Here is a 21,544-nt window from a genome sequence, read left to right as displayed (position 1 = left end):
CTGTTGAAAGTGCCGCGTGTCCAACCTAGTTAATATCTTAAGTTGCATTCAGTCCTGGAGGCACCACAAGTTTCAAAAACTAGGTTTGTTACGGAAAATAACTCGTTGCAGCAATTTACTGTGGTAAAAAAATGGCTTTTTGAGTGTTAGGAATGGGACCATAAGTGTAAAATTTAACAGGTAAAATTGGGCAGTTAATTTTCAGCAGAAAGTAGGAGAGAAAGATTGGTGAGTATTTTTAAGAAAAAAATTAATCCTTCACCCTTCGCTATTGGGCCATTCAAACAGCCGATCGACCGCACGGCCATCTTCCTCATGCTAGTGCTGAGCGTCTTAATAGGGCTGCTGCTGCTTAGCGGCGATCGCACGGCACCCAGAGTGCGAGAATTTACCTGGGAAAACAAACAAATCGGCGCCGAAGATACCGGCTTTATCCTCACATTCTTTCGCCCGATGAACCAGTCCACCGTCGAGGAAAACTTAAAGCTAGAACCCCCCCTCCCCGGTAAATTTAGTTGGGCTGGAAAGCGCATGGCTTACACCCTCAAAGATCCAGCACCCTACGGCGTTACCTACACATTAAAACTCGCTGGAGCAACCGACAAGTATTTCGGAGAAAAAAACCAAAATAAAGGAACGCTAATGCAACCGTTTAGCAGTTCCTTTCGCAGCCGCGATCGAGCTTTTGCTTACATCGGCGTCCAAGGCGAAACAGAAAGCAGATTAATGCTAGTCAATCTCACCAGCAGCGACTCGAAACCGATACCGCTGACTCCCAAAGATTTAGTCGTTACCGATTTTAAACCGTATCCTGAGAGCGATCGCATTTTATTCTCCGCCACAGATCGATCGATCGCCCGTACTCGCGGCACTCTCAATCAAGAACTATTCACAGTCACCACCGGCCTCAACCCCCAATCGGGATCAGGAACTCAACAAAAATACCCAGCCGGTAGAATCGACAAAATCTTAGACTCCAAAGATTACCAAAACCTCAAATTCGACCTCTCAGCCGACGGAAAAATCATAGTTGTCCAGCGCGTCAACCGCCGCAATCCCGGCGATTTCAGTCCTTGGATTTTGGAAGAAAAAGTGCCGCCCAGACCCTTGGAAAATGAACAAGGCGGAGATTTTATGATTCGCCCCGACAGCAAATCGATGGTAATATCTCAAAAACAAGGATTAGCGATCGTCCCCCTCAAACCGGAAGCAGACCCAGTAGAATTTTTGCCAAAATACGAACAAGTATTGGGCATGGCCCGCGACAACTCCGCCGCCGCCTATGTTAAATACAACAGCGACTTTACTCGATCGCTTTTCATCTTAGATAACCAAGGTGTAGAACAAGAAATATTGCGTATTCCCGGCAGCATTATGGCCGTTTATTTCGACCCCCGCAAAAACGAAGACAACCAAGTTCAGCGTCTCTACTGTTTGTTAGCCCAACGCCTCAAAACAGAAAGCTACAAAGAACAGCCTTTCATCGCCACCATCGACCTCAAAAAAGAGGGTACTCGTTTGGTAGGAACCATCAAACCGCTGCTGATTTTGCCCAACCAATTAGATACCCAAATCAGTTTATCTCCCGACGGGCTGGCATTAATTTTCGACCAATCAGTCACAGCAGCAACTCCCTCAGCAGCAGACAGTCCCCGCAACGATAGTGGACAGTCGATCGCCACCAGCCGCCTCTGGCTGCTACCCTTAGTAGAAATACCTGCAGACGGTTCTCCCGCCAAAGTACAGCCAGAAGAACTTCCCTTTGCCGGCTATCACCCCCGCTGGCTACCATAAACCAATTTGAGATTTGAGATCGCACTGCTGACTAATCACTGGTGACTAATCTAAAATCTAAAATCTAAAATCTAAAATCATTATGACTCCCGAAGAAATTAGCAATACCCTTAAAGACTTATTTGGTGACAGTGTTGAGATGCCTGCTGCCACTTCTTGGCAAGTAGAAACCCCCAAATTTCGCCTGTTAGTCCTCCTTTCAGAAGACGGGAGTTGGCTGCGGATTTTGCTGCCGATCGCCGATGCCCAGGAAGCTCAACCATTTTTTGATAAACTCCTAGAAGCTAACTTTGACACCACCCTGGAAACTCGCTACGCCTTACATCAAAACGTTTTGTGGGGAGTATTTCAGCACAGTTGTGCCACACTCGCGGCTGCCGATTTCTCAGCCGCCGTCGCCAGACTGCTGGCTTTGCAAGAGAGAGGTTTGTCTGACTTTTTCGACGGTTTGATAGAAAACCGCATCCGTCAAATCATCAAAGCTGCGAAGATGCAGGGACAGTCTGTCGAAACTACCCTTCAGACTTTAGACCGTTTCTACGCAGAGGGATTGATGGGTGAAATGGAACTAGGGCGAGAGTCTCGCGAAAATACTCTCGCGGCTTGGCGGTATCAGCTAGAACGCCTCTGGCCGGAGGTGGAACCCTAAGACGATTGCAGATTGCAGATTGCAGATTGCAGATTCCAAAAAACTGATGACTATTGAGGTTCGGAAGTTGCCTAAAGTTGCATTTCTTTTGAGTGGTATAGGAACTGTGGCCGACGGTTAGGACGTTCTTAATTCCACAAACCCTTGCGGAACATTGCTTCTTCCTTCTCTCCTAGATAACTAAAGCCTTCCATCCGTTACATTCGGTTACATCCAAAGAAAGCGAATCCGTGGCCGAACTTCCTTCTGCTGTACAATCTGCCGATTTTGGTCTGGGCCCCAGTCTGGACCGTTCGAGCCTCAAGCCCCTTGGACGATGGCTAATCCGGGCCCTCCAACCCTTGAAGGATGCCCGTATATTCACTGATAACCCGCTCGCGGTTCTCCAATTCCCTTCTCTCACTGGAAAAATGGTATAATTTATCACAATAATTAGTTATAAATATTAAAAATTTTCGGAAAACAGGCGATCGCAGGTATATCATGGTAAAAAGTTTAAAGTGCCTACTCCGTAAGTTACACAAAAGCTTAGATCGTTTAATATTAACTTAGAAACAAAATCTTTAGCAGACAATGCTACTGCGATCGGGTTTTCCCATCGGGTGCTCTTGTAATTTGACAAATTAGCAACTACCGCTACCAATTACCAGTTACGAATTAATAGCAACTTAAGTTGTCCATTAATACAATATTTAACAGGGGTTTCATCTATGTTTGCTGTGCGTGAGACTAGCTCGGAGTTATCAGTGTTGCATATACCTGAATTTTGTACTTGGAACATCTCCTTAGAATCAACTCTCCTAGACCTGCCCCTCTCCAACTGCCAAATTGAAATAACTCAACAGGCAAAAGAAGTAGCCCAGGCTTTTGAAGAAAATTCCATGCTTCCCGGCGTCATTTTGACAGATGGGGGGAATTTTGTCGGCATAATATCGAGGCGTCTATTTTTTGAAAAAGTTAACTGCCGCTACGGAGTAGAAATGTTTTTCAAGCGACCAATAGAGGTGCTGTACAAGTTTGCCAGGCCAGAGGAACTCGTACTTCCCGCGAGTAAATTAATAGTAGAAGCAGCCCAGGAATGTCTTTACAGATCAGCCGAATTAATTTACGAACCGGTAGTAGTGGAAATAGCCCCCCAGACCTACAAGCTGTTAGACGTACACCAATTAATGGTCGCTCAATCAAGAATTCACCAATTAACAAATAAATTACTCCACAAACAAACCCAAGCCAAACTCATCCAAACAGAAAAAATGGCGAGTTTGGGGAGGATTGTAGCAGAAGTAGCCCACGAAATCAGAAATCCGCTGAACTGTATTTGGGGAAATTTAACTTTTCTGCTGTCCTATTTTGAAAACTTGCTTCAGCTAATGTCCGTTTATGAAGAAGAATATTCGGCACCGTCTCCCCGAATAGATGCCCTTAAAAAAGAAATTGAATTTGATTTTTTACAAGAAGATTTGCCGATTACCTTAGAAGGGATGGAGTTGGGAGCCGCGCAATTGCTAAAAATAGTTAACGGGCTGCACCACTTCTCTCACATGGACGAGACAAAACCAGCCGAGACAGACATTCACGAATGCGTGGAGATGACGCTGTTAATTTTGAAAAACCGCTTTAAAAACAGCATAGAAGTGGTTAAAAATTACGGCGAACTGCCGCTAGTTAGCGGCTACTCCGGACAGTTGAGTCAGGTGTTTTTGAATTTGTTAGTTAATGCTCTAGACGCCCTGGCAGAGTACGCAGCCGATCGAGAAACACACACCCCGTGCCGGGACAACTGGCAGCCCCAAATCGAAATTACCACTAAAGTTATAGAAACCGAACACGGCAAGCGGGTGGCAATTTGCATTGCCGATAACGGGCCCGGCATTCCCCCAGAAAATCACCAGCAGATATTTGACACCTTTTTTACCACTAAACCAGCGGGCAAAGGCACCGGTATGGGGCTGGCTATCTGCAATCAAATCGTCACAGAAAAGCACGGCGGCCAACTGAGAATGCGATCGCAACCAGGTAAGAACACTGAATTTGAAATTCTCCTGCCTCTAGTTGGCACAACATGATTAACTTCAGAATATTCTCGGTGGTTCGCTCAGAAAAGTGAAGTGATAGGCTAGCTTAGTAGTAGGTTCTCAATTCACCGAAGAACGAGACGGAAGCCCCTGGCTTTAGACACGGGGAGGAAGTCGGCTTCGGTTTCAACCGCCTTCAATATTTCTTTATACAACTGATTGAAAGGTTGTTTGAGAATCAATAGTCCGGACAGTTTTTATAGGGCCCAATGGCTTATACTCGCTTGACTTCGCAGCCCCTGTGGATAATTAAATCAATGTCAGCTCCACGCCTGACTTACATTTAATTCGACTTTTTTAGGCTCCTTGCCCCGCGTAAGCTTGTAGTATCGTTCCAAAAACTGTCCGGAGTATTGTTAGAATTAGATTGTAAGTAAAACAACCATCTACGTGTTGAAACACTCTAGTATCGGAGAAATCCCGGCACAGTGAGCCACCACACTCCTTAAGGAGTAGTAAGCCTGTATAACTGACAAGTAATGGCAGAGTGTGAAGCGTACCTATCTGGCATTGTGATGGATTATGAAAGCAAACACAATTTAAAAGTAAGCGCAATTGCAATACCCTTTGTAGTGGTAGTTGTTTTGAGCGTATAGAGGTGCTTTGATAACGCCTTTGAGAGTTTTCGGATTCATTCAAGAATCCCCGTGGCTTCAGCCCTGGGGAGTATCAATTTCCCAGCGTTTCGGCAACTAAAAGTTCCAGTGGCAAATAAATTCAGTTCCAAACTCATTGGCCCTTCACTCTCCGAAGGCAGCCATCAAGATCTTTCCCTAGAATCTACCCTCTGGGATTTGCCCCTGTATGAATTTCAGGTAAAATCGAGCTGCTTGGCCGTGGCAGTTGCCGAAATGTTTGAACAGCATCCCCTAGTGCCGGGAGTCGTCTTGATGGAAGCAGGAGAGTTTGCTGGCATGATATCTCGCAGGCAACTGCTGGAATATTTGCTCAAACCCCAAGGCCCTGAGCTATTTTTGCACCTGCCACTAAAAGTTCTCTACAGTTACGCTCGCGTCGAAATATTATTGGTTGCAGAGAGTACAACTATTTTGGCAGCAGCCCCACAAGCTCTGCGTCGATCGCCCGAATTGCAGCCAGAACCGATCGTCGTCCAAATAGACTCCCAATCTTACCGACTCTTAGACCCTAACGCACTCAACATCGCGTACTGGCAAATTCGTGGCATAGAAACTCAAGTCCGCTACGAAAGAGCCCAAACTCAAATGATTCAAAGCGAAAAAATGGCTAGTTTAGGGCGTTTAGTCAACGGAGTCGCCCACGAAATTTTAGATCCGGTAGGCTTTATCTGGGGGAATTTAACCTACGTCAGCGACTACAGCAAAAACTTGATGGAATTGCTCTCAGTTTACGACGCATACTGTACCGATCCCCCGCCGGAAATAGCACGGCTCAAAGAAGAGATCGACTATGACTTTTTGCAAAGCGATTTTCTCCGAACTGTTGCCAGCATCAAATCAGGTGCAGAACGTTTGAGCAAGTTGGCAACCAGTTTGCAAAACTTCTGCCACATCGACGATATTTATCCCAAACCCACCGACTTGCACGCCAACATAGACAGCATACTTTTGCTGCTCAAAAGTCGTTTGACTAGGGAAATCCAAGTAGTGAAAAACTACGGCTACCTGCCACCAGTCCCATGCTATGCAGGACAGCTAAACCAAGTATTTATGAATATCTTAACCAATTCTATTCATACATTAATTAACGAAGCAGTCGGTCAAGAATTGGCGAAAGAGTTCAAAGGTGGAGGACTTAGAGAGTGCGATCGCCAGCCTAAAATTGAAATCACCACTCAAGTCTGCTGTCCCGAACCTGCGCCGGATTTAGACAAACTTCATGTTCGGTGGGTTTCGATTTGCATAGCAGATAACGGGCCAGGAATGTCACCTAGTAAGTACAAAAAAATCATAGAATCATTCTCTACGGAAAAACGCGCCCTCAAAGAAACCAGTTTAGCAGTTAGCTATCAAATAGTGACGGGCAAACACGGCGGTGCATTCAGAATGCGATCGGAGTTGGGAATTGGCACCGAGTTTGAAATTTTGTTGCCCTTATGATCCCGCAGTGCGAGCGCCCAGATGCCGGGATTCAGGTGCGAGCGAGCAGATATTTATATTGAGCGTAAAGCACAGACAACCCTCTGTCTATTTCAATAGCTTGCTGCTATAGCTAAATACTATTTGTAAGTCTATACTAAGATCAGCTAAGACTAGCTGTGACTGTTGCTGGTCTATGACCTAGGAAAAACAGCACTTGCCGATCGAAGAGCGTTGCTGTAGCCAATGATTAAGGTGAAGTAATGAATCAATCTATTTTTAACAATCTTACCTTCTGCACTTTCAGTACCAGTCAGATTATGGTGCGCGAAGTGCTTGAAGACTGGCTATCTTTTCTGGGGGGGCGGCCAAAACAAGTAATTTTCGCTGTGTCGCCTGCTGATAAACCGCCCCCGATTTATCATGAACTTTTGGCTGAAGGGCTGATTGACGAGATCGTGTATGTAGACTTGCGCGGGAGATCGGTGGGCGAGACAGATGCAGAGGGTATACGCGTGGCGATCGAGGCGGCTAAAACAGATTGGATTTTACTCGCTAAACTCGATACTCTGCCCTATCGCAAGGGTCACGAGAATTGGCTGGATGAGGTAATGCAAACAGTTCAAAAATATAACTGCTTTGGGTTTACAGGTTCTTTTCCTTCGCCAGATATGCAGTCGCTAGAGCCTGGTTACTCAAAAACTCAGAAGTTCAGCAACAATTTTTCAATTTTCCGAGGGACTGAATGGATAGAGGTAATTGATAGCTATGTGGGTAAAAAATTCGACGGCCCTGTAGCAAAAAATGCTCTGTACACTAAAGAAAGTCTTCGATTTGCTAATGAGGCCGCGATCGAGAGTTTTTTGGAAAAGAATCAGCGATATATGTTAGTTCGCTGGGAAACGCCGGAATGGACTGTTTTTCATGTTAATTTATGGGGAGAGCAACTGCGACAGATTCGCGATCGCTACCTCGCCAGAAAGGACATTAGTTCATTCCTAAATACTGGTAGACCCCAACAGATTGGCTTTCACCCTTGGGATCTGTATTACGGCTATCCCAAACCGCCACTGCTCGATCGTTTCAAAATCTTTGTGGGACGATGGCGCCGGATAATCTTCAGAAACCAGTAAAGGGAAGGCGACTCGTTTAATTAGCAATCGCCAAATTCCACAGCCACAAAATCACTGGAATATTGATACCACCTGGGGTGTTGTTTGGCGAGTGCAAAGTGAGTTAGCAATTTTTTCTACAGTCTTCTCCTAGTTGATATTTTTTTATCTACCTTCAGTAATTACGCAAAAGTAACGTATTTTTATCGCCAAGCGTTGGTCGTGCAGCACTCTCAAAATCTTGCTACATCCTGATAATGCGTAATTCCTGTACCTTTCTAAAATCGGAGGTAAAACATTAATTATGCGACTTAGATATCTAACTGACTGCCGCACATTTTACAAAATCTAGCATTAGCATCGTGTACAGACCAACCGCAACCTTTACAAACAGCTTCTCCGTGATTAGCACTTTTAACTAATTGTTTAATCAAATCCCCCAATTGCCACGGAATCAGAGCAATTCCCGTCAAAATCATCAAAATAGTCAGAAAACGACCTGATTCCGAAATCGGGGTAACATCGCCAAATCCCACGGTGGTCATGGTGACAACGGAGAAATAAACAGCATCCAAAAAAGTTCCAAAACTTTCGGGATTTGTCGGATGTTCGACTTGATAAATCAAACCAGAATAAACAAAAATTATTGCCAGCAAAGTAAACAAAATCCGAGCAAAAATCACTCCATCTTCGCTGCTGATGCGGAAAATAGAAATTTTCAATTCCAGAAAGCGGATGAGTCGGAGAATTCTAAACCAGCGAAAAATTCGGATAAAACTAACGTTGACAAATCCCAGTAAGAATGGTAATATTGCCAGCAAATCAATAATTGAAAAAAAACTAAAAATAAATTTAACTCGATTTTCGGCACACCACAGCCGCAATAAATACTCAACTGCAAAAACGATTAAAAGAACAGTATCGAGAGTTTGGAAATTAATTCTAACAGGTTGGGAAAGCGGGTAAGTTTCGGCGATGAAGCTGGCGGAAGATAAAAGAATGAGTCCGGTAAGGGTTAAATTGACGGTTCTGCCAATTGGGGTTTCGATGTCTTCGAGATAAAATCCAATTTGCGATCGGGTTAACATAGATGAGATAATTAATACCATTTATGAGGTAAGGGAATTATCGCATATGAGTATCGAATTAACTAAGGGTGAAAGGTTCAATCTTTCTAAAGAAACTCCTGATTTCAGTAAAATTGCGATCGCCCTGGGTTGGCAAGTCAGCCAGACAGCACAAAACTGCGACATTGACGCATCTGTTTTTATGTTAGCGGCGGACGGTCGGATTCCTGATGAAAAGTATTTTGTATTTTACAACAATCTGACCTCCCCCGACGGTGCGGTGCGACATTCGGGAGACAGCGCGACTGGGCAAATAGACGGAGATGATGAGACGGTTTATGTGGATTTGAGTAAAATCAATTCGGCGATTCAGGAAATTGTGTTTGTTGTGACTATTCACGAGGGACAGGAAAAAAATCAAAGTTTTAGTCAAGTTACAAATGCTTTTATCCGGCTTTACAACCGAGAAACTCTTAGCGAATTGGTTCGGTACAATTTAAATCAGATTTTTTCCCAAGAAACAGCTTTAGAATTTGGACGTTTGTATAAGAAGAATGGCGAATGGAGGTTTCAGGCGGTAGGACAGGGATATAATGCTGGGTTGCAAAGTTTTGTAGACAAGTATTATGTTGAGAATGCGGTTGAGAAAAGCTCGAATGCTGCTGAGAAGGTTGATGATGCTGAGGTTGTGAGGCGGTTTAGCGATCGCGTGGATCGGTTATTGCGCGAAGAGGCGATCGAGGAGACACCGATTCCAGTATCTAGCGAAGCGGTAGAACAGCCGATGGCTACTCCTGTAAATGCGGATACTGTGCAATCTCAGGAAGAGGAAAAAATAGATAATTCTGCACTAGAAAATCTGGAACCAGCGATCGGTGCTGAGGAATTTTTACAACGGTATAATCAGGGAGAACGAGATTTTACGGGAGTTAATCTAGCCGGAGTAAATCTGAGCGGCAAATCCCTGACCAAAGTTAACTGGAGTGGCGCTAATCTCAGCGGTGCAGAACTCGCTGGAGTAGACTTATCAGTCGCTAACCTGAGTGAGGCAAATTTATGTCATGCAAACCTTCACACAGCCAATCTCACCTCAGCCAACTTAGAGAAAGCAAAATTCATAAATGCAAATTTAAGTGAAGTAAATCTGCAATGCTCAAATCTAAGTGAAGCTAATTTGAGTGGGGTAAATCTCAGTAGTGTTCATTCCGTATCGGGGGCCAACTTCACCAGGGCAAACCTCAGTAAAGCAAACTTAACAGGGTTGAATTTGAGGGAATCAAAATTGATGAAGGCTGATTTGAGTAATGCAAACTTAAGTGATACTAACCTATTAATGGCAAACCTTGAAGGGGCAAACCTCGAAGGATCAAAACTTCAACAAGCTCTTTACAACGCACAGACTGTCTTCCCCAGAGGCTTTGACCCTGTTAAAGCAGGTGCTTGCTTAATTGCTCCTAATGTTTCACTGAAAGAAGCAAACCTAGCTCGTCGTAACTTGAGTTATGTCAACCTGAGTGAAGCTAACTTGAGTGGTGCAAATCTAACTAAGGCAAATTTGCAGGGTGCAAAACTCCTGCAAGCTAATTTGAATAAAACCAACTTAAGCGAAGCAAATTTGAGTAGTGCCAACTTAACGGCAGCAAACCTGATAGGAGCCAACCTGATGCAGGCAAATTTAGAGGGTGCTAACCTAACTGCGGCAGATTTGAGTGGAGCGAATCTGAAAAATGCAGAAACACGTTATGCAAATTTTAGTGGTGCTAATCTGAGCAAAGTTAATCTGGTTGGTGGAACTCTTCAACAATGTAATCTAAGCGGAGCAATATTAAGTGAAGGAAATCTGTGTGGGGCTAACCTTAGTTTTGGAAATTTTAGTGGAGCCGACTTAACTTCGGCAGACTTGCGCGGGGCAAAGTTGGATAATACAAACCTAGAAAAAGCCAACCTAAAGGGAGCGAATCTAAGTGGGGCGGTAAATCTGGAAAAGGCAAAACTCGCAGGTGCAATTATGCCAGATGGCACAATTCACGAATAAATTAATGTTTGTAGTAACCAATTGAGTCCTTAGAAATGGCAGGAGCAGGGCGTGTTTTCTTGACCCGGAGATCCCCCCTAGCCCCCCTTAACAAGGGGGGGACAAGAGCATTCTCAAAGTCAACCCCTACTCCCCTTCTTAAGGGGGATTTAGGGGGATCGAGACTTTGATAGAAGTGACATTTATTATGGCTTTCAGTCTTAAATTGATACCAAGAGTGGGGTGTGCATCGCTTTAGAAATAGATTATGATTAGTATTAAAGATCAAATACATAGATTTTCCATGAATGAATCTGACACGGAAATTATAGAATCTACCCTCAGATGGATGACCGAGTTTGTCGAGTTGCCGCATCCAGTTTTCAGCGATTTACCGATTTGTCCCTTCGCTAAAAAGGCACGCTTGGCAAATCAAATTTTATTCAAAATCGAGCGGTTTTCTGCACTGACTGAGTTCGATCGCGATTCTGCCATAATGAAATCCATTTATGAATTTTACAATTCGGAATTTGAAATAATGGTAGTAATTAATCCTGAAAAAACTGCAATTAGTGCGCCAGAAACTAAAGAATTGATAGACAAATTGAATAATCAGATTTCAGAGTTGGGCTTGCTGGCTTTTCACATCCATCCCGAAGAAGATTTTAATATTGACGGGCTTCATACTAGGAGGATGCCCTATCCGGGCTTCACTGTTCAAGTAAATTCTAAGCTGAAGCCAGCTTCCGATGCTTTAGAGAAAACTGAATATTACAAAAATTGGACTGCCGAACAACTGAAAAATTTCGGAATTCCGAGAAATTGACGATCGCCCACCCTCCCTTTCTCCCTGTCTTGCTTCGCGCCCTTGGCTACTTTCATCGCTTCAATCCTCCATGAGTTTGATGATAGTTGTAAAAATACGATCGCACTCTGAAGAAGCCTTGCGAACCTTGTCAACATCCAACATTTCTAACAGCTTGGAAGCGTGCTGTATCTTTTGATATTCGCCTTTCGATTTTGTGTCGCGGCTAGCTGCTTTCAGACTTGGTTCTAACAAATCCTTTTCAATCGTCTCTACATTAATATTTTTAGGAATCGCATTTTCTTTAAATCCCTGCCCGTAAAATCTTTTTAAAGTATCAATATCAGCTATCAACCAAGCTTCCATTGCTTGAACCATGAGATAGCAATGAGTCTCATCAACCCCAGGCGGCGAATCCCACTTATCCCTCGACTTCAAATGCTCCCAAGGCGGCTGCTTTACAGGGGCTTCTGAGTCAACTAAAAGGATGATAAAAGCATTTGGGTGATCTGCCAAAGCATTCTTGAAATCCCTGAAAGCATTATTCCGGGAACCGCAAACAGTGATATTCCACTTAATTTTATTGCTGCGGGCAACCTCCACAAGTTCTTTGAAAAAAAAGCTAAATCCTCCTCGAAGTAATTGCTTTGTATTCTTGCCATCGCCGCCGCCTTCGATGTAAATGCGAACCTCTTTTACCATCGGTTGCCCCCGATTTCTCCCATCCGCCAAAGGTCTCCCAAACTGTAATTCTCCAGCCATTTTTTCAGTCGTTCGGGATCGAGACGGCTCAGGTGACTTCCTCTATCATCCCGATCGCATATTAACACTGACTCAGGGCTCAGAGCCGACACTAAAGCATCGGAATGGGTTGTCACAATCAATTGTGTGCGCTGTGAGGCTTCGATCAACATTTCAGCAACAGCAGGCAGAATGTCGGGATGCAAGCCAATCTCCGGTTCTTCAATACAAATAAGTGGCGGGGGAGTTGGATCTAGAAGTAAAGCTATTAAGAATAAATAACGCAGCGTACCGTCTGATAAACGAGTTGCGGGAATTGGCTGAGTTAATCCTGTTTCGCGGATGAATATCTGGACAGTACCGCCATAAATCTTGATACTCAGTTCTTCGGCTGCATCGTAGAACAGCTTTAATTTTTCAATAATTTGCCTGCTTCCTAATTGATACTGTAAGTTGTTTAAAACAAGTCCTAAGTTGCCACCATCTTCTAAAAGCGGATGTTCTGGCAAGTCAGTTTGCTGAGCTTTTCTAGATATTGAATCTCTCCCTGTCTGCCAGTTACGATATAAACCAATGTCGGCAAATTTATTTCCCAGATATGAGAGTTCTGGATATTGTTCGGGATCTTTTCTTTGAGATAAGATAGATTGATCGGGAATGATATCTTCTCGTCGCAGATTCCGCAGCTTTCTTGTTTGTTGCTCGTTGTCCTCTATAACATTGATAACAGGGCGACCCCGATCGCTATAACGGTAATAGAAAAATGGCCCGCTTTCAGAACTATGGCGCGGTGCCATATCTTCTATAGCTTCGTCCACTACTTCAAGTCTCTGACCGACTGCGGTAAAACTAATTTGATAGCGCAGTGGCATCGTTCGTTCTGGGTAATCTAAAATAGCCTCAATTTTTGCTGTGGGAGTACCTTTTTCACCTTTCCACAGAAAATCGCTGATACCACCTCCTTGACGAATCGGAGCAAGTAAGTCGGTAGGTGTTGCCTTCAACACTCCCATCGCTTCAATTAAGTTAGATTTGCCGGATGCGTTAGTACCGATCAATACATTCAGGGGTTGCAGTTCAATTTTTTCCCCCTCACTTCCATAGGAAAGGAAGTTTTGCAGTTGCAGGGAGTGAATAAATCTCTTGCCTTCCACCTTGTCCTCCTATGCCAATTCTGGATTATTATACTTTACGAAAGCTTTCGTTTTTAGTCTTGAATTAACTAGGTCTCAAAACTACCGATTCCAAGTCTTTGCCTTGAAGTCGGAGGGGGAGTGAGATATGCCGATCGATCGCACAACAGGCGACCTACTCTCCTGCAAAGGTCTGTGACCCATTACAATTAATTCAGCAAAAAATCTTTACACATAAGAACTCATGCAGCTCAAGTCAACAACCCGCCATATTCGCATATACACCGCCATCCTCGAAGATAACGAACTCGTCCCCAGCAACGACCTTTTGACCCTCGACATTGACCCAGATAACGAACTTAACTGGAACGACGAGTCTGTCAAACAGGTATATGCCAAATTCGACCAACTCGTAGACGCCTACGAGGGCGAAGATTTGACCGAGTACAACCTCCGCCGTATCGGTTCGGAGTTGGAACACTTGGTACGATCGCTCCTCCAAAAAGGCCAAATCAGCTACAACCTCAACGGCCGCGCTGTTAACTACAGCATGGGCTTGCCTCAAGTTGATTCCAAAGTTCACCTGTAAGGGCGATCGGGCGATCGGCATTTATGTCAACTTAAGATTGAAACCCATAATAAATGTCGCTTGTAGCTGAGTTTCGATCCCTCCTACTTCTCTTAATCAGGGGAGTACCGCAGGGCGGTTTCATTTTCTTGTAGGGGCCGTGCTACCCCTACTCCCCGTGCCGGCCCTTTTGGTCTGACTGCCGATCGAATTGTCTAGGTCGGGGGTAGGCACGGGGGCACTACCCCTACAAAATTCATGTTTTTGGTGAGAATGAAACCGCCCTGGGAGTACGGGGGAAAAGATGGTTCTGTTTCCTCTCTCGCTTTGGGGATTGAGGGGAATTTAGACTTCGATACCAAGGAAAGGCCCAGATGGGGAGAATTGAGAAAATCTGCTTTTATTCTTCTTCCTGCTTATTTCTGACTCCTGACTCCTGACTCCCGGCTTCTTCCTTCTTCCGAGTGCCCTCGGACTTCTCCCCCGCCTCCCCAGCATCAACCCGAGAATTTGGAACGTGATCTCGTTCCAAAAACTGTTTAACTGCGACTTGGCGGTTGGCCATAAACTGACCCCAAGCGCCGGGAAACATCCCATCCAAGGTTTCCACCAGTGCCCAAACCTCAAGATTCATCACTTGGTAATAGAAACTGTGAGAATGTTGAATGCTAGTGAGTATTTCGTCTATTTCAACAGCAGGTGGCAGCTTCGGATCGGGCAAATTCTTGGGAAAGGCGCTGGGTTCATGTGGGTGCATGGTTCAATACTCAACAGCTTGCAGAGGCCGGTCAGTCGATTTGAGATTTGAGATTTTAGATTTTAGATTGATTCCACAGATGAATCTGCGGGCTTGAACTAATATCTAATTTTTTTTGCTCTCCACGACTCCTGTCGGGGGCTTGCGTCCATCAGTCGATTTTAGATTTTAGATTTTAGATTTGAGATTGACTCCAGAGATGAATCTGGGCGCTTGAACTAATATCTAATTTTTTTTGCTGTCCACGATTCCTGTCGGGGGCTGGCATCCGTCAGTTGATTTTAGATTTTAGATTTTAGATTTTAGATTGACTCCACAGATGAATCTGCGGGCCTGTATCCGTCTTTGGGTAGGGTTAAATTTAACTTCTGTTGCGAAACTAGGGTGCGAGGCACAGATGACCCTTCGCGAGAAAACCGAGAAGTGATATTTATTTATACCTGTCGGCTCAGGTGATTTCTACCTAGCTGCATCATACCATTAGAGTTAGTCTAAAATCTCCATTCCCTTGAGTGCTGCGATTTCTTCGGAAATTGCCGCTATCAGGAATATGCTGAAAACAGCGTCAGAAACCTCAGCTATCAGGCGTGAGGCTTGAAAGAGAAATCTAACAGGCCATTCTGACCAGACTAAGCTTTAAATAGCTACGTTATTTAGGTCACGACACCCGCTTGATGCGAAGCTAGTCCCTTGCTCTGTCGCTAGTGGTTAAACAGTCTTAAGGTCACGCTCGACAGTGCTGCTAGCCGGCGCAAGCCTTTATAACTTTGTCGAAGCTAACTTTACCCCAGAAATGGGAGTTTGGGGCAACCATTCCCCAAAAATCGGAGAGGTTGCATAAAATTCCCTCTCCGACCCCGAAAGGGGATTTAATTCAATGTAAAGCCGTCCTATAAGGACGGGGCTTCAGCCCTCCGCTTCGCTCCACCCAGTTTTTTGGTGATTTCAAGCCAATGACTGGGGTGTGGCGCGATCGTCTAACCGTGAAAGCTCATAGCAAGATTCATCCGACCGTCAACAAAATGGTAAACTGTTCGTGTCAGTACAAGACATTAAAACCTACCCCTAGACTGGGGAAAGTCAGATATCACTACGCACACAACAGTGGAAACGTGGTGAGCCCGGAAACCTGAAAAATCAGGAGATTAGGACTGCGAAGTCTTAAGAATCTCCGTCTGTTGAGAAAGCGGGGGTGTCAAATAATCGCCACGTATCAACCCGTCGAGGTTCAATCGCTAAAATAGTTCAGATCAGCACGCTTGCCCCAAGGCGTCAGGAACCCTTATGCAAAACTCTGTGGCAAAACACTACTTATGGGCTTTAGGTGAAGGGATCAAAGGGTGTAAGCCAGGCGATCTGATCGCTGGTCGCTACTTGGTCAAGCGCGATCGACTTCTTGTCGATACTCAACCCGAACACTTGCCGGAACTGCCCGATGAGATTCCGAGTGTTGTCACTCCTTATCTGAGACTGTTTGCCTATCAGTTGCACGTACCTCAAGTATACGGTCTGGTATCGTCCAAGATGAGCAAGCTATCGGGAGATATCTGGCTGCTGGAAAACGTGCCTATTTTGAAGGTGACGGAATCTTTAATGCCGGAATTGGCGGATTCCTGGAAAGGAGCCGCAGCGATGCGCCAACTCAATTGGCTGTGGCAAATAGCCCAGTTGTGGCAGCCGTGTATCGCTCAGGGCGTCGCTTCGACGCTGCTGACTCCCGAACTGCTACGGGTGGAAGGGCAATTGGTGCGGTTTCTGGAATTGCAGCCCGATCGCAAACAGCCTCATTTGTCGCAGTTGGGCAAATTGTGGCAGCAGTGGCTCGAAGATGCTCACCCGGCTATTGCCAATTTTTTGAGGCAACTTTGCCAGCAAATGGTTGCCGGTCAAGTGCGCCACGGCGAACAACTAATGGGCCAGTTGGATAAAGCTTTGGCAAAGTGCGGCCGATTTTACGATCGTCACGTTGAAATTGCCACGGGCACGGATGTAGGCAGATCCCGCGCTCACAACGAAGATGCTTGCTATCCCCCCAGCGGTACGCTGTTGGCAGGAAATCCGGGGGCGGAAGCTTGCGCGATCGTGTGCGACGGTATCGGCGGACAAGACGGCGGCGAAGTCGCTTCGGAAGAAGCAATTGGTGTGCTGCGCGACAAGTTGCAGCAAATGCCCCTGCATCAGGCTAATTGGGACCCGTTGAGCCTGACTTCCAAGCTGGAACGGGCGGCTTGTGCTGCTAACGACAAGATAGCCAGTCGCAACGACAGCGAACACCGCCAAGGCCGCCAGCGGATGGGAACTACGCTAGTTATGGGTTTAGCCCACATTCACGAACTCTACGTCGCCCACGTCGGAGACAGTCGGGCTTACTGGATTACCCGCACCGGCTGCTATCAAGTTACTCTCGATGATAATGTGGCCTGCCGCGAGGTGCGTTTGGGCTACTCTCTCTACCGGGATGCTTTGGAACAAGTGGCCGCCGGAGCTCTGATTCAAGCTTTGGGGATTACTTCGTCCAACACTTTGCACCCGACTGTGCAGCGTTTTCCAGTGGATGAAGACTGCGTTTTGCTGCTGTGTTCCGACGGTTTGAGTGATAAAGACCGGGTTGAGGAATGTTGGGAAGCGGAGATTTTGCCAATTCTCGACGGTAGCATTAGTTTGGCTAAGGCGCGCGATCGACTGATTGAGATTGCTAATACTAGAAACGGTCACGATAACGTCACTGTTGCTTTAATTCACTGTCAAGCACATTTGAGGGAAGACGGCAATACTTTTACAGAACTGTCTGTCGCACCTTTAGATACGCCGATCGAACTAATTTCCGATAGCGAGGATATGCCAACGGATTTGACCGAAAGCACAAGCCTGGGCGAGGGGAATTCTCAAGGAAAAACGCTGTTGTTACCGCCGGAAAAAAGCAAAAGTTTATTTTGGCTGCTGCTGAAAATTTTATTTTTATTAGGGTTGGGGGGTGTATTTGCTTATTTTTTCATCCCTCCGGTGGGTCGCGCGATCGATACTGCCGGGGAGTCGATTTTCGGGAAAGGCGGTTTAATTAAGGCTGGAAGGACGCCGGAGAAAACAGTTGAATCTGTAGCTTCTCCTGTCCAATCTTTAGAAACAGGCTCGTTTATAGAGATTAAAAGTTCTGGGGCTGGGGAATTGGGAAAAGAGGGCGATCGCTTGGATTTGCGAGGCGCAATCGGTGAGTTGACTGTCAAAGGAACAGTCCCAGCCGGCAGCGTTTTGCAGGTGACAAACAAACAGCTTACGCCTCAAGGCAATTGGCTGGAATTGAAAGTTTGTTCGATTCCTGAAATAGTGCGATCGAACTCTCCCAAACCCGAGTCAAATAAAGATTTTTCTACAGTTTCAAAACCGACACTGAATCCATCTCCCGCTGTGGCAAGTCCCACTCCCTCGCCTTCCCCGGTAGTTAAGCCAACAGTTGAAGTAGAAAGCGCCAAGCTGCAACCGGGGGAAATCGGATGGATTCAAGAACAAGCTGCTGTTTCTAAAGTAGTGTCTAACCTAGCCTTAAACCCAACTCAACAGGGGAAATGCGTTGCTTCTGACTCAAATCCCAATGCTAATTAAACTGTTAATAGTACATCCTGCCGAGGTAATTTGAGTAAGTTTAGGAAAATGGAAGATGCAGCTTGCTAAAAATAGAATAGTTTAAGGCAGACACAGACCTAAAATAAAATTTGAGACCGCTCAAGCCGAAGATTCCTCAACTTCTTGATTCGAGATAAAACTATGACGAAAATTACAGACTATTTCCAGGGAGTTTATGCGGTAAATCTCCCTGAAAGGAAAGACCGACGGCAACTCATAGTCAAGGAATTAGAGAAAGCAGGAATGCCCCTCACGCCCAATAAGGTTGAGATATTTCCCGCAATCCGCCCCGACGAAGCAGGAGGTTTCCCCAGCATTGGGGCGAGGGGATGCTTTTCCAGTCATGTAGGTATCCTCAAGCAGGCAAAAGACAAGGGGTTGAGCAATATTTTGATTGTAGAAGACGACCTAGAAATTTCAGCAAAGTTCAGAACAGACCAAGCTGTTATCCTCCAACAACTGTGTCAGCAAGATTGGGATTTCGTCTACTTCGGACACGTCGAAGAGGTTGAACAAAAGTCTCCTGTCGCCCTCGTACCCTTTTCTGGGGGGGTAATGACCACTCATTTTTACGCTGTCAATGGCAGGATTTTCGATCGCCTCCTGCGGTTTCTGGAAGAAGTGCAACACCGACCTCCGGGACATCCCGACGGCGGCCCGATGCACCTCGACGGAGCTTATTCTACTTTCCGATCTCAAAATCCCGATGTTGTCACCTTGATTGCTTCTCCAAACCTGGGGTGGCAAAGGAGTTCCCCTAGTGACATCACTCCTAATTGGTGGGACCGTGTACCTGGGTTGAGGCAATTGGCAGGTGCAGCAAGAACCAGCAAAATAAGGCTGAAGCGTTGGCGGTCTAGTTAATTGAATTCGAGTTTAAAATCCTTCGCTTATATCAAATCTGTTAGCACAATCGCCCGGAAAATAATTAATACCAAATCCGGGTTTATTATTCCCTTTATGAAGGAGGCGGTTGATACCTTTTGACCTCAAACTATACACATAAAGTCTGCCGCAGTCCGGTGTCAGGGGGAGGGGTGAGGATGTTGGAATTGGCTGGTTTTAGTGTGTTTTGACTTTCAACAGGCTTAATTTTTGTTAATTAACCGCAGAGGACGCAGAGGACACAGAGAAAGAGAGGAAGAGTTTAATCAAAGTTTCAATCCTTTATAGGGATTTAGGGGTTTTCCTGCCAAAAAATCTCCTATCTCTGTACTTTAACGGTGGCCACAACCGCGCAGCCATCCAAAATTCCTTTTACGCCCCAGATTCGATAAAACCCATCAACCAATTAGCCATCGTCGCCCTGCGAGTCTGTCTCGGCCCGAATTCCCCAATTTTATAGCCTTTAAAGCCCAATTTTTCCTTCAGCAACTGCTTGTTTTCTGGGGGGGTCGATCGAGTCAATTTCACCGTCGCCGGCCTAGAATCGATAAAATCCGGCGGTTCCGGGTACTCTTGCCGCCACTCGGCTGCAACACCTGCACTGTTCCACTTGCCAGTCTCGGCATCCCAGCGGTAGCCCAGATACAGCCAAACTAATCGGTTGACGGCAGCATCGTCGATTTCTTCGTTGAGAATAGCCCAAATAGTTTCGTTATTCAGCGGTGGTAATTCAGACATAAGCGCGATCGAATCGGAAACAAAAAAAGTTTAACTTACATTAGGTAACATTATCAGAAACGGGCAAGATGCCCGTTCCACAAAATATCCTAGGAATTTGTTTGTGGGGAGTAGGGGTTGGGCACGCGAGCCCGCCCAAAATGCCACCCCCAAAAAAATTAATTATTCAAAATTCCGTCTTTCTCGGCCATCGACAGCATTAAGTCAATCACGCGGCTAGAATAACCCCACTCGTTGTCGTACCAGGAAACAACTTTGAAAAACTTAGAATTCAGTTCAATTCCCGCACCTGCATCGAAAATGCTCGATCGCGCGTCGCCCTGAAAATCTGTCGAAACCACCGCATCCTCAGTATATCCAAGAATGCCCTTGAGTTCGCCCTCCGAAGCTTTTTTCATTGCCTCGCAAATTTCTTTATAGCTAGTTTCCTTCGCCGTTTTGAAAGTAAGGTCAACTACAGACACGTCGGGAGTTGGCACCCGCAAAGCCATTCCCGTCAATTTTCCTTTCAATTCTGGCAACACCAAAGTAACAGCTTTTGCTGCACCGGTCGAAGATGGAATAATATTTTGAGCCGCACCGCGTCCTCCCCGCCAATCTTTTTGGCTGGGCCCGTCTACAGTTGGTTGAGTAGCTGTCATTGCGTGAACTGTCGTCATTAAACCTTCTTCCAAGCCGAAGTTATCGTTGATTACTTTGGCAATTGGTGCTAAACAATTCGTCGTACAGCTAGCATTAGAAACAACCGTATCTTTTGTCGGGTCAAATTTGTGGTGGTTGACGCCTACTAGAAAAGTTGCCACTTTTTCCGGGTCTTTTGTCGGTGCTGAAAGTATTACTCGTTTTGCTCCTGCCGTCAAGTGTTTTGAGGCGCCTTCAAAATCTGTAAACAATCCGGTAGATTCTACAACATAATCGGCGCTCGTTTTACCCCAGGGCAATTCTGCCGGATTTCTAATCGATGTGCAGGGGATAAATAGTCCGTCAACGACAATCCCGTCTGGTTTGCTTTCAACTTCGCCGTCGTAAATGCCGTGGGTGGAGTCGTATTTGAAAAGATAAGCCAGGTTTTCTGGCGAAACTAAGTCGTTAATGCCGACAAATTGGATGTTGGGGTTTTTGATGCCGGCGCGCATGACTAGCCGTCCGATGCGACCAAATCCGTTGATGCCAACTTTTAATGCAGCCATGTTTAAACTCCTATTGAAAATATCGTTAGTCGATCGGGCGTTAGCGACGCCCGCCCCTACGGGGGCTACGCCAACGAAGAGGATCGCCTGTTGTGGCTTAGAATTTACCACGCTTACGGATTTTTGCAACTGATTCTTTTCTATCTCTTAAGAATTCTGAATTCTGCCGCGGCTGGGAAGGGCAATTAATCCTGAAAAGACCGCTGACTAATGGCTAATGGCTGATTTTTGTCAACTTGTAAAAGTGCTATAATAGACAGAAAATATTTTCCAAATTGCCTTTTTTAAATCAGGCTAAAGTAATAATAAAAAACTTATCCAAAAGGCGAAACGGATTG

The 21,544-nt window shown here is 45.5% G+C and carries 16 protein-coding genes; 10 read left to right on the top strand and 6 right to left on the bottom strand.

The window, feature by feature from the left end:
• Window positions 1–228 precede the first annotated feature (228 nt).
• From QT990_RS14515 to QT990_RS14495, 5 genes are all read left to right on the top strand, one after another.
• A complete protein-coding gene (locus QT990_RS14515) occupies window positions 229–1,794 on the top strand; it encodes a hypothetical protein (RefSeq protein ID WP_333144290.1) in 1,566 nt (521 codons plus the stop codon).
• A gap of 82 nt (window positions 1,795–1,876) precedes the next feature.
• Complete coding sequence (locus QT990_RS14510; RefSeq protein ID WP_333144291.1) at window positions 1,877–2,443, top strand: hypothetical protein; 567 nt, start codon at window positions 1,877–1,879, stop codon at window positions 2,441–2,443.
• Between the two features lie 710 nt (window positions 2,444–3,153).
• A complete protein-coding gene (locus QT990_RS14505; RefSeq protein ID WP_333144292.1) occupies window positions 3,154–4,509 on the top strand; it encodes an ATP-binding protein in 1,356 nt (451 codons plus the stop codon).
• Window positions 4,510–5,222: 713 nt separating this feature from the next.
• Complete coding sequence (locus tag QT990_RS14500; protein WP_333144314.1) at window positions 5,223–6,596, top strand: ATP-binding protein; 1,374 nt, start codon at window positions 5,223–5,225, stop codon at window positions 6,594–6,596.
• Between the two features lie 242 nt (window positions 6,597–6,838).
• Window positions 6,839–7,708 (top strand): hypothetical protein, encoded by an 870-nt coding sequence (locus QT990_RS14495; RefSeq protein ID WP_333144293.1) that lies wholly within the window; start codon window positions 6,839–6,841, stop codon window positions 7,706–7,708.
• A gap of 290 nt (window positions 7,709–7,998) precedes the next feature.
• Here the strand turns inward: QT990_RS14495 and QT990_RS14490 are convergent, their stop codons facing one another.
• Complete coding sequence (locus QT990_RS14490; RefSeq protein ID WP_333300837.1) at window positions 7,999–8,796, bottom strand: ion transporter; 798 nt, start codon at window positions 8,794–8,796, stop codon at window positions 7,999–8,001.
• Window positions 8,797–8,821: 25 nt separating this feature from the next.
• Here QT990_RS14490 and QT990_RS14485 point away from each other — a divergent pair, with 25 nt between their 5' ends.
• Window positions 8,822–10,789 (top strand): pentapeptide repeat-containing protein, encoded by a 1,968-nt coding sequence (locus tag QT990_RS14485; protein ID WP_333144295.1) that lies wholly within the window; start codon window positions 8,822–8,824, stop codon window positions 10,787–10,789.
• A 283-nt stretch (window positions 10,790–11,072) separates the two neighbouring features.
• Window positions 11,073–11,594: a hypothetical protein gene (locus QT990_RS14480; RefSeq protein ID WP_333144296.1), complete on the top strand. Its 522-nt coding sequence runs from the start codon at window positions 11,073–11,075 to the stop codon at window positions 11,592–11,594.
• A 60-nt stretch (window positions 11,595–11,654) separates the two neighbouring features.
• Here QT990_RS14480 and QT990_RS14475 read toward each other — a convergent pair whose 3' ends face one another.
• Window positions 11,655–12,275: a DUF4276 family protein gene (locus QT990_RS14475; RefSeq protein WP_333144297.1), complete on the bottom strand. Its 621-nt coding sequence runs from the start codon at window positions 12,273–12,275 to the stop codon at window positions 11,655–11,657.
• The gene (locus QT990_RS14470) at window positions 12,269–13,468 is read right to left on the bottom strand and encodes an AAA family ATPase (RefSeq protein WP_333144298.1); all 1,200 of its coding nucleotides are present in this window, start codon (window positions 13,466–13,468) and stop codon (window positions 12,269–12,271) included. The genes QT990_RS14475 and QT990_RS14470 overlap by 7 nt, the downstream gene beginning before the upstream one ends.
• Window positions 13,469–13,691: 223 nt before the next feature.
• On the opposite strand from QT990_RS14470, the gene QT990_RS14465 reads away from it, so the two are divergent.
• Window positions 13,692–14,036 (top strand): NAD(P)H-quinone oxidoreductase subunit M, encoded by a 345-nt coding sequence (locus QT990_RS14465; protein WP_332954908.1) that lies wholly within the window; start codon window positions 13,692–13,694, stop codon window positions 14,034–14,036.
• A gap of 379 nt (window positions 14,037–14,415) precedes the next feature.
• Here the strand turns inward: QT990_RS14465 and QT990_RS14460 are convergent, their stop codons facing one another.
• Window positions 14,416–14,772 (bottom strand): hypothetical protein, encoded by a 357-nt coding sequence (locus QT990_RS14460; RefSeq protein ID WP_333144299.1) that lies wholly within the window; start codon window positions 14,770–14,772, stop codon window positions 14,416–14,418.
• A 1,296-nt stretch (window positions 14,773–16,068) separates the two neighbouring features.
• Here QT990_RS14460 and QT990_RS14455 point away from each other — a divergent pair.
• Both QT990_RS14455 and QT990_RS14450 read left to right on the top strand, forming a co-directional pair.
• Window positions 16,069–18,372 (top strand): protein phosphatase 2C domain-containing protein, encoded by a 2,304-nt coding sequence (locus tag QT990_RS14455; RefSeq protein WP_333465370.1) that lies wholly within the window; start codon window positions 16,069–16,071, stop codon window positions 18,370–18,372.
• A gap of 162 nt (window positions 18,373–18,534) precedes the next feature.
• Complete coding sequence (locus QT990_RS14450; RefSeq protein WP_333144301.1) at window positions 18,535–19,257, top strand: glycosyltransferase family 25 protein; 723 nt, start codon at window positions 18,535–18,537, stop codon at window positions 19,255–19,257.
• Window positions 19,258–19,650: 393 nt separating this feature from the next.
• Here the strand turns inward: QT990_RS14450 and QT990_RS14445 are convergent, their stop codons facing one another.
• Both QT990_RS14445 and gap read right to left on the bottom strand, forming a co-directional pair.
• Window positions 19,651–20,016 carry a DUF1823 family protein gene (locus QT990_RS14445; RefSeq protein WP_333144302.1) on the bottom strand — a complete coding sequence of 122 codons (366 nt, stop codon included), beginning with the start codon at window positions 20,014–20,016 and terminating at the stop codon, window positions 19,651–19,653.
• Window positions 20,017–20,174: 158 nt separating this feature from the next.
• Window positions 20,175–21,206 (bottom strand): type I glyceraldehyde-3-phosphate dehydrogenase, encoded by a 1,032-nt coding sequence (gene gap / locus QT990_RS14440; RefSeq protein ID WP_333465378.1) that lies wholly within the window; start codon window positions 21,204–21,206, stop codon window positions 20,175–20,177.
• Between the last annotated feature and the right edge of the window lie 338 nt (window positions 21,207–21,544).

The organism is Microcoleus sp. T3_B1, from assembly GCF_036700445.1.
In the GTDB taxonomy this organism is placed as follows: Bacteria; Cyanobacteriota; Cyanobacteriia; order Cyanobacteriales; family Microcoleaceae; genus Microcoleus.
This window is presented reverse-complemented; position numbering and strand designations above follow the sequence as displayed.

Coding starts and splice junctions, on each gene's coding strand:
- gap (WP_333465378.1), bottom strand. CDS start 21,206: ATGGCTGCATTAAAAGTTGGCATCAACGGATTTGGTCGCATCGGACGG.
- QT990_RS14465 (WP_332954908.1), top strand. CDS start 13,692: ATGCAGCTCAAGTCAACAACCCGCCATATTCGCATATACACCGCCATC.
- QT990_RS14505 (WP_333144292.1), top strand. CDS start 3,154: ATGTTTGCTGTGCGTGAGACTAGCTCGGAGTTATCAGTGTTGCATATA.
- QT990_RS14450 (WP_333144301.1), top strand. CDS start 18,535: ATGACGAAAATTACAGACTATTTCCAGGGAGTTTATGCGGTAAATCTC.
- QT990_RS14495 (WP_333144293.1), top strand. CDS start 6,839: ATGAATCAATCTATTTTTAACAATCTTACCTTCTGCACTTTCAGTACC.
- QT990_RS14510 (WP_333144291.1), top strand. CDS start 1,877: ATGACTCCCGAAGAAATTAGCAATACCCTTAAAGACTTATTTGGTGAC.
- QT990_RS14485 (WP_333144295.1), top strand. CDS start 8,822: ATGAGTATCGAATTAACTAAGGGTGAAAGGTTCAATCTTTCTAAAGAA.
- QT990_RS14480 (WP_333144296.1), top strand. CDS start 11,073: ATGAATGAATCTGACACGGAAATTATAGAATCTACCCTCAGATGGATG.
- QT990_RS14460 (WP_333144299.1), bottom strand. CDS start 14,772: ATGCACCCACATGAACCCAGCGCCTTTCCCAAGAATTTGCCCGATCCG.
- QT990_RS14475 (WP_333144297.1), bottom strand. CDS start 12,275: ATGGTAAAAGAGGTTCGCATTTACATCGAAGGCGGCGGCGATGGCAAG.
- QT990_RS14490 (WP_333300837.1), bottom strand. CDS start 8,796: ATGGTATTAATTATCTCATCTATGTTAACCCGATCGCAAATTGGATTT.
- QT990_RS14445 (WP_333144302.1), bottom strand. CDS start 20,016: ATGTCTGAATTACCACCGCTGAATAACGAAACTATTTGGGCTATTCTC.